This window comes from Devosia insulae DS-56, assembly GCF_000970465.2.
Lineage (GTDB): Bacteria > Pseudomonadota > Alphaproteobacteria > Rhizobiales > Devosiaceae > Devosia_A > Devosia_A insulae.
The window spans coordinates 1-7307 of sequence record NZ_LAJE02000089.1; the positions used below are offsets into that span (position 1 = coordinate 1).

Annotated in this window: 7 protein-coding genes; 4 read left to right on the forward strand and 3 right to left on the reverse strand. The window is 66.4% G+C overall.

What is annotated here, in order from left to right:
- Positions 1 to 124 precede the first annotated feature (124 nt).
- Genes VW23_RS28895 through VW23_RS06090 form a run of 3 tightly spaced genes read right to left on the reverse strand, consistent with a single transcriptional unit; the run spans position 125 to position 3113 of the window.
- Positions 125 to 814, reverse strand: coding sequence for an N-acetylmannosamine-6-phosphate 2-epimerase (locus VW23_RS28895; protein ID WP_069908695.1), 690 nt, complete (start codon positions 812 to 814; stop codon positions 125 to 127).
- Complete coding sequence (locus VW23_RS06085; protein ID WP_069908696.1) at positions 811 to 2370, reverse strand: DUF4127 family protein; 1560 nt, start codon at positions 2368 to 2370, stop codon at positions 811 to 813. The genes VW23_RS28895 and VW23_RS06085 overlap by 4 nt, the downstream gene beginning before the upstream one ends.
- A complete protein-coding gene (locus VW23_RS06090; RefSeq protein WP_069908697.1) occupies positions 2367 to 3113 on the reverse strand; it encodes a GntR family transcriptional regulator in 747 nt (248 codons plus the stop codon). Before VW23_RS06090 ends, VW23_RS06085 begins: the two co-directional genes overlap by 4 nt.
- Before the next feature lie 179 nt (positions 3114 to 3292).
- On the opposite strand from VW23_RS06090, the gene VW23_RS06095 reads away from it, so the two are divergent.
- Genes VW23_RS06095 through VW23_RS06110 form a run of 4 tightly spaced genes read left to right on the forward strand, consistent with a single transcriptional unit; the run spans position 3293 to position 7274 of the window.
- Positions 3293 to 4552 (forward strand): ABC transporter substrate-binding protein, encoded by a 1260-nt coding sequence (locus VW23_RS06095; protein ID WP_084645637.1) that lies wholly within the window; start codon positions 3293 to 3295, stop codon positions 4550 to 4552.
- 4 nt (positions 4553 to 4556) lie between these two features.
- Positions 4557 to 5486 (forward strand): carbohydrate ABC transporter permease, encoded by a 930-nt coding sequence (locus VW23_RS06100; protein ID WP_201788019.1) that lies wholly within the window; start codon positions 4557 to 4559, stop codon positions 5484 to 5486.
- Complete coding sequence (locus VW23_RS06105) at positions 5473 to 6351, forward strand: carbohydrate ABC transporter permease (RefSeq protein ID WP_084645641.1); 879 nt, start codon at positions 5473 to 5475, stop codon at positions 6349 to 6351. Before VW23_RS06100 ends, VW23_RS06105 begins: the two co-directional genes overlap by 14 nt.
- Positions 6348 to 7274 carry an ROK family protein gene (locus VW23_RS06110; protein ID WP_069908699.1) on the forward strand — a complete coding sequence of 309 codons (927 nt, stop codon included), beginning with the start codon at positions 6348 to 6350 and terminating at the stop codon, positions 7272 to 7274. Before VW23_RS06105 ends, VW23_RS06110 begins: the two co-directional genes overlap by 4 nt.
- Positions 7275 to 7307: the final 33 nt, after the last annotated feature.

Genomic DNA, 7307 nt, shown 5'->3' on the forward strand with positions numbered 1-7307 from the left:
CCCCCCGGAGCGCAATTGCGCCCCGAGGAGGGGCGAGGGGACGCGAGCTGCACCGCCCGTGCCACAACGCCCCCTCGCCCCTCTGGGGAGAGGGCCGGGGTGAGGGGCAGCCAAGCGCGCTGAACTAGCGACCCGGAATCGCCGCCACCAGCCGCTCAGTGATGATGTCCGGCGCCGTAATTGCGGAGCCGCAGACCACGGCGAAGGCACCGCGCCCGAACGAGGCGGCGACGTGCTCGGGGGTCCAGATGCCGCCTTCGACCACCAGCGGCACGTCGAGCGCCGCAACGATCTCGGACACCAGGTCGAATGGCGGGCGGGCCTGGCCCTCGGTCAGCGCGGTGTGGCCGACCATGGTGGTGGCGATGAGGTCAGCACCCTCGGCGGCGGCCTGACGCGCTTCCTCGAGGGTCGCGATATCGGCCATCACCAGTCTGCCGAGGCGGTGGGTGGTCTCCGCGATCTCGGCAAAGGTCTCACCCGGCCGGGTGCCTGATGTGGCCTGGATGGCGACGATATCGGCGCCTGCGGCAGAGAGCGCCTCGGCGTCGGCGCTGGAGGTGGTGATGTAGTTGTCGAACCCTTCGCGGCTGTCCTTGACGATGCCGATGATCGGCAGGCTGGTGCGGGGTCGCAGCAGGCCGACGACATCGGCGCCGTTGAGGCGGAAGCCGCCGGCGCCGCCGAGCTCGGCGGCTTCGGCAAGCAGCGCCAGGATATCGGGGCGCTGGCGCAGCGGGCTTTTCGGCTTCATCGCCTGCGAGGAAACGATCAGCTGGCGCTCGAGGCGCTTGAGCAGGGTAGGGCTAGTCACGAGAGATCCCCGACGATGGTGAAGTCGACTTCGAAGCTGCGGTGCCAGGGGAAGCGGACAGCGGTGATGCCGAGGTCGTCCCGCCCGGTGAGGCGCTTCAGGGTGGCGTCGAGGCCGGCGCCGATTGCGGTCTCGGCCGCCGCTTCTTCGGCGCGGTCGGCAAAGGTATAGACGCCGGCGTTCAGCGGCCGACGCGCGTCGGTCATATAGGCAAAATCCTCGCTCAGCCGGTGCAGCAGCACGCGGCGGGCGGCGGCGGCATCGAGGGTGCCGGCGGCGCGACCGATCTGGATCGCCGCAGCAGCAGCGACCACCGAGCCGAGCGCATTGCCGGCGGTGTTCCAGCCGCCATAGGCGACGAGCTCGAGCAGGATGCTGCGGCGGTGCAGTTCCTCGATCAGCAGCGGATCGGCGCCGTTGGAATAGCGCAGGTCGGCAAGCGCCACCTCGCGGCCGGCGGCCAGCAGGCCGGCGATGAGGTCGGCGGTCTTCTTGGCCTCGGCCGCGTCGTCGGCATCGAAGATCGATTGGGCGCTGTCGTGTCCGGTGCCGGACTTTTCGACCACCATGCCGCAATGGTCACGGCGTTTCGGATCCGGCGCATGCACGACGAGCGCCATGGCGGCGGGGTTGGTGACGGTCACCGAGCCCGAGGCGCGGAGCTGGCGATCGACCGCCTCGTGCATCGGGCTGTTCTCGTATTTGGCGATGCGCTGCATGCCCGGCGGGTCAGCGCATTCGACGGTGAAGCGCGGAGTGACGCCGAAGCGGGCGCCGAGCTGGCGCGCCACCAGCACCGCCGCCACCTCGTCGGCGCCGGGGTACATCAACACCTCGCCCGTGATCGGCAGCACGTGGCTCCACTGCTTCAGCCAGACCTGCTCGGCCGAGCCGGCCGAGTGTTCGGCGGTATCGTCGGCGGTGATCAGCAGCGGATCGATGACGCCTTCTGAGGCGAGCGCGATGGCTTCGAGATTGACGTGATGGTTGCGCAACCGCCGGCGCTCGAAGTCGGCGACGATCTCGCCGGGCAGTACAGCACGCAGGGCAGCAAGCGCTTCAGCATTGCCGGCATGGCTGGCGCCAAGGGCTTCGAGCAGGTCGCGGTGGTGCAATGCGCCGAGCTTATGCAGTTCCATGCCGTGCTGGGCCCAGTACTCCGGCTCTTCCTGCGGGTTGTAGGAGTTGGAGGCGCGCATCACCAGCGACACGGCGCAGAGCGGCAACGCCGGGTGGGCGACATGGAGGCGGCGCAGCACGTCGAGCCGGGTGAGGGCGCTGAGCGTCGTATCGGCGGTGGTGCGGGCAGCGATCAGGCCGCCATAGCAGAGCATGTCGAGCGAGGCGATTACCGCGTCGGTCGTGGGCGCCGTGCTTTCGAGCCAGCGGCCGAGGCCGTCGGCATCGCCGGGTTGCCGCAGCTGGGGCAGCAGTTCGGCCGGCGGCAGCGCCAGGGTAGCGCCGGCAATGGCGGCGACACCGGCGGGCAGGCCGATATTGACCGGGCGCTCATCGAGAGGAAGGAAGGCGAGGGAAAGGGCACGTGTGGACGTCAATTCGTATTGTCTCTGCTCGTGCGGAAAATGACGAAATCGTAGGAGTAGCGGTCGGCGCGGTAGACGCTCTCGGCATATTCGATGCGCTGGTTCTTGGCATCGTAAGCAACGCGCAGCACCTTGAAGGCCGGCGAGAATTCGGGAACGCCGAGGAGTTTGGCCAAGGGCGGATCGAGCACCGTGGCGTGGATCGACTGCTCGGCCTTCTCGATCTTCAGGTGATAGGTCTCGGTCAGCATCTGGTAGAGCGAACCGGTGATGCCGCGCGCCGCGAGGCCGGGCGCGAGCTTCGCCGGGACATAGGTGTTCTCGATGCACATCGGCTCGCCATCGGCGGTGCGGACGCGCGAGATGTGGGCGACGAGATCGCGCGGGCTGAGCGCCAGTCGCGCCCCGATCTCGGCGCCGGCGGGGATTTCCTCGACCATCGTATCGAGCGAACCGGGGACGAGGCCGCGGGCCCGCATGTCCTGGGTGAACGAGGTCAGCTCCACCGATTTGGCGATGCGCGGCTCTGAGACGAAGGTGCCGGCCCCCTGGGTGCGGTAGACGCGGCCCTCGTAGCCCAGCTGGTCGAGGGCGCGGCGCACCGTCAGGCGCGTGACGCCGAAGGTCTCGGCGAGGTCGCGCTCGGTGGGCAGCTTTTCGTGCGGCTTCAACTCGCCCTCGATGAGGCCGAGCAGATAGCTCCGCAACTGGGCCCCCTTGGTGCCCGTGCGACCGTTTCCGGCGGTCTCAGCCATGATCGGATTCCCTCCACTCGCATGCATCAAAGCACAATTCGTCGCTGCCGGGCAAGTGAGTGGTATACTCCAATTGCACGGATATCCGTCTGTTTCATGCAGAATGTGACGCCATGTTGACGCGCTTCGAAAAATTGGGCTACACCATTTGACGGCATGTAGCCAAGGGAGAATTCAGGATGGAGCGGAAAGCTCAAGCTCGTGCGGCGCATGCCGCGATGTCGACCGCGCTGGGCGCGGTCATGCTGCTGGGTGGGGCGCTCGGCGCCTCAGCGCAGGACAAGACCGAGGTCACCTTCTCGTATCTGTGGGGCGGCGCGGAGGGCGCGGCGCTCGAGCAGATCATCACCGATTTCAACGCCAGCCAGGACAAGATCGTGGTCAAGGGCGTGTCGAGCCCGGACATGACCAAGCAGTTGGCGTCGATGTCGAGCGCCAAGGGTGCCTTCGACATCTCGGACAACTTCGCCTCCAACATCGCCTCGTGGGCGAACCAGGGTATCCTGTTGCCGCTCGATGAGTTCGGCCTCGATACCGCCGACTTCCCCGAGAGCGCCATGAAGCAACTGGTGGTCGACGGCGTGCTCTATTCGGTACCGATCGCCACGCATAATTTCCAGCTGGTCTACAACAAGAAGCTGCTCGATGAAGCCGGCGTCACCCCGCCGACCTCGATGGCCGAGCTCGCCGACGCCATCAAGAAGCTGACCAAGGTGGATGCCGAGGGCAACGTCACCCAGCTCGGCCTCGGGCTCACCGACATCTCGGCCGGCCTCAAGACACTCGGCTATGCGCATGGCGGCGACTGGAACCGCGACGGCAAGCCGACCCCGACCGATCCAGGGTTCGTCGAGGGCGTGCAGTTCTACTTCGACAACGTGGTGGCGCCGGTGACTCCCGCGGCCTACAACAAGTTCGTCGCTGGCTTCGGCCCCTATATGTCGGACCAGGACTCGTTCAAGCAGGGCAAGATTGCCATGGTGTTCGAAGGCGAGTGGCGCGCCAAGTTCAATACCGAAGCTGGGATGGATTGGGGCGTGGTGCAGGTGCCGGGCAAGACCCCCGAGCTCAACGGCTCGACCTGGGCGGACGTGTCGACGATCTTCATTCCGACCAACACCCAGAACAAGGAAGCCGCCGGCGAGTTCCTCAAGTATCTGATCAGCCCGCCGGCAATGGAAAAGTTCAGCCACGTGCTGGCCAACCTTCCGGGTCGCCTGTCGCTGGTCGACAGCGCCACCTATGACGACCTGCCGAACTTCAAGGTCTGGCTCGACGCGCTGAAGAACCCCAACACGCATGGCCTGCCGCCGGCGCTCTACATGGCCGAATACAATGCCGACCTTGCGTCCGCATTCGACTCGGTGCTGCAGGGCGCCCAGACTGCCGAAGCGGCGCTGCAGGGCGTTGCCGACCGTACCGGCTCGTACTCGCAGTAAGCTGTTGCAGAGCGCGCGTCCGAAACCGAGCGAACCGACAGGCCGGGCCCTTCTCAAGGGCCTGGCCTTCGCCTCGCCGTTCATCATCGGCTTCCTGGTGCTCTACCTGTGGCCGATCCTTGCCTCGGGCTATTACAGCCTCACCGATTTCAGCCTGTTCAAGGCGCCCAAATGGGTGGGGCTGGCCAATTACGAACGGATGATCTCGGACGCCAAGTTCTGGAAGAGCCTCTACAACACGCTGTTTTTCACCTTTGTCGGCGTGCCGGTGGATATCGCGATCTCGATCGCCGGCGCCCACATCCTCAACCAGAAGCTGAAGGGCCAGCCGCTATGGCGAGCGCTGGTCTACCTGCCCTCGATCGTGCCGGCCGTAGCGGCGGGCTTTTTGTGGCGCTGGCTGCTCAACGCCCAGTACGGCTTCGTCAACGAGATCCTGCGCTGGTTCCGCATCCCACAGCCGAACTGGCTGCTCGATGCGAGCTGGGGCGGCATTTCGGTGATCGTGTTGATGCTGTGGACGGTGGGCGGCACCATGCTGATCTACCTCGCGGCGCTCAAAAACGTGCCGCAGGAGCTCTACGAGGCGGCCGAACTCGACGGCGCCGGGCCGCTGCGCCGCTTCTGGCACATCACCTGGCCGATGATCTCGCCGGTGACGTTGTTCCAGGTGATCGTGCTGATCATCGCGTTCCTCCAGGTGTTCACCCAGCCGTTCGTGTTGTCGAAGGATCCGGGGCTCGGGACCCAGACCGCGACCGGACCGGGCGACTCGATGCTGAGCTACTCGATCTACCTGTTCCAGAACGGCTTCACTTTCCTGAAGATGGGCTACGCCTCGGCGATGGCCTGGGTGCTGCTGTTCGTGACGCTGGCCATCACCTTGCTGATCCTGTGGTCGGCCAAGAAGTGGGTGTTCTATGACAACCGCTGAGTATCAGGGCACCGCGGTCGGCGAGCGCGTGCCGGTCGGCGGCCGCTTCGGCTGGCTGATGACCATCTATCGCTACGCCCTGGTGATCCTCCTCGCCGGGGTGTTCGTCTTCCCGTTCATCGTCATGCTGACGACGGCGTTCAAGGTCTCGGACGAGATCTTCATGGCGCCGCCGGAGCTGCTGCCGCGCACCTGGACACTCGATCATTTCGTCGGGGCGCTGACGCAGATCCCGTTCTTCCGGTTCCTCCTCAACACCGTGGTGATCGCAGGCCTCAGCGTCCTCGGCACCGTGCTGGTCTCGCCGCTGGTCGCCTACTCGCTGAGTAAGCTGCGCTGGAAGGGCCGGAACCTCTTATTCATTATGGTGCTCGCCACCATGATGCTGCCGCCGCAGGTAACGCTGATCCCGATCTACATGATGTGGAACAAGGTCGGCGCCACCGGCACCATCCTGCCGCTCATTGTTCCGGCGTTCCTCGGCACGCCGTTCTTCATCTTCCTGATCCGGCAGTTCCTGCTGAGCGTGCCGGACGAGCTGATTGAAGCGGCCAAGGTTGATGGGGCCTCGGAGTTCCGCATCTACTGGTCGATCGTCCTACCCATCGCCCGGCCGGCGTTGATCACCTCGGCGGTGTTCCAGTTCGTCTGGGCGTGGACGGATTTCCTCTATCCGCTGATCTACCTCAATGACGAGGAGAGCTACACGCTGTCGATCGGGCTCTACTCGTTCCTCGGCGAGCACGGCGTGCAATGGGGGCCACTGATGGCGTCCTGCGTGCTGTTCACGCTGCCGGCCTTCCTGATCTTCCTGGTGTTCCAGCGCTACTTCATCGGCGGCATCGCCACGGGTGCCTTGAAGTGAGCGAGCTTGCCCTCGCCGTCGATATCGGCGGCACCAAGATCCTCGTCGGGCTGGTCGATGCCGCGGGTACTATCGTCACCAGCCGGCAGGTCGCGACCCCGGCCCGCGACGGGGCGGAGGCGATCATCACCGCAGTCGCCGCGCTGGCGAAGGAAGTTCTGGCGGGTGCGCCGTCAGCGGTCAGCCGCTGCGGCGTCGGCACCGCCGGCGTGGTCGGCGAACGTGGCGAGATCACCTCGGCGACCGACCATCTGAGCGGTTGGGCCGGCACGCAATTGCAGCAGCGGCTGACGGAAGAACTGGGCCTGCCGGTCACCGTGCTCAACGACGTGCAGGCGTCGGGGCTTTGCGAGGGTGTGCTCGGCGCCGCCGGCGGCAAGCGATCTGCGCTGATTGTGGCGCTCGGCACCGGGGTCGGCGGCTCGCTGGTGCGCAACGGGACGGTCGAGCGCGGCGCTTACGGCATTGCCGGCAGCGTCGGCCATCACCTGTCGCCGCTGCGGCAGGGCCGGGCGTGCCCGTGCGGTGGGACCGACCATCTCGAAGCCTACGCCAGCGGCACGGCGATGGAGCTCGAGTACGCACGGCGCACCGGGCAGGAGCGGAGCCTCCGCGAGATCGCGGTGCTGGCCGAAGCCGATGACGCCGAAGCGCAGTCGGTAATCGCCGAAGCCGCGGAGGTGCTGGGCGCGGTGCTGGGCAGCGCCAACAATGTGGTTGATGTCGAGATCATCGTGGTGGCCGGCGGCGTCCTGGCACTGGGCGACAGGTTGCTGCAGCCAGCGCGCGCCGCGGCGAAGCGCGAGGCGCTGGGACTGTCGAAAGCGGTGGAGATCGTGCCGGCAAAGTTCGGACCGACGGCGTGCCTGATCGGCGCGGCGCTGGCGGCGTTCGCCTCCCTCCCCCTTGAGGGGAGGGATTGAGGGGGGGGGTGGGCTGTCTCCTATGCACATCTG

Bases quoted from the DNA above. Each gene is read 5' to 3' on its own strand.
- VW23_RS06090 (WP_069908697.1), bottom strand. From the start codon at position 3,113: ATGGCTGAGACCGCCGGAAACGGTCGCACGGGCACCAAGGGGGCCCAG.
- VW23_RS06095 (WP_084645637.1), top strand. From the start codon at position 3,293: ATGGAGCGGAAAGCTCAAGCTCGTGCGGCGCATGCCGCGATGTCGACC.
- VW23_RS06105 (WP_084645641.1), top strand. From the start codon at position 5,473: ATGACAACCGCTGAGTATCAGGGCACCGCGGTCGGCGAGCGCGTGCCG.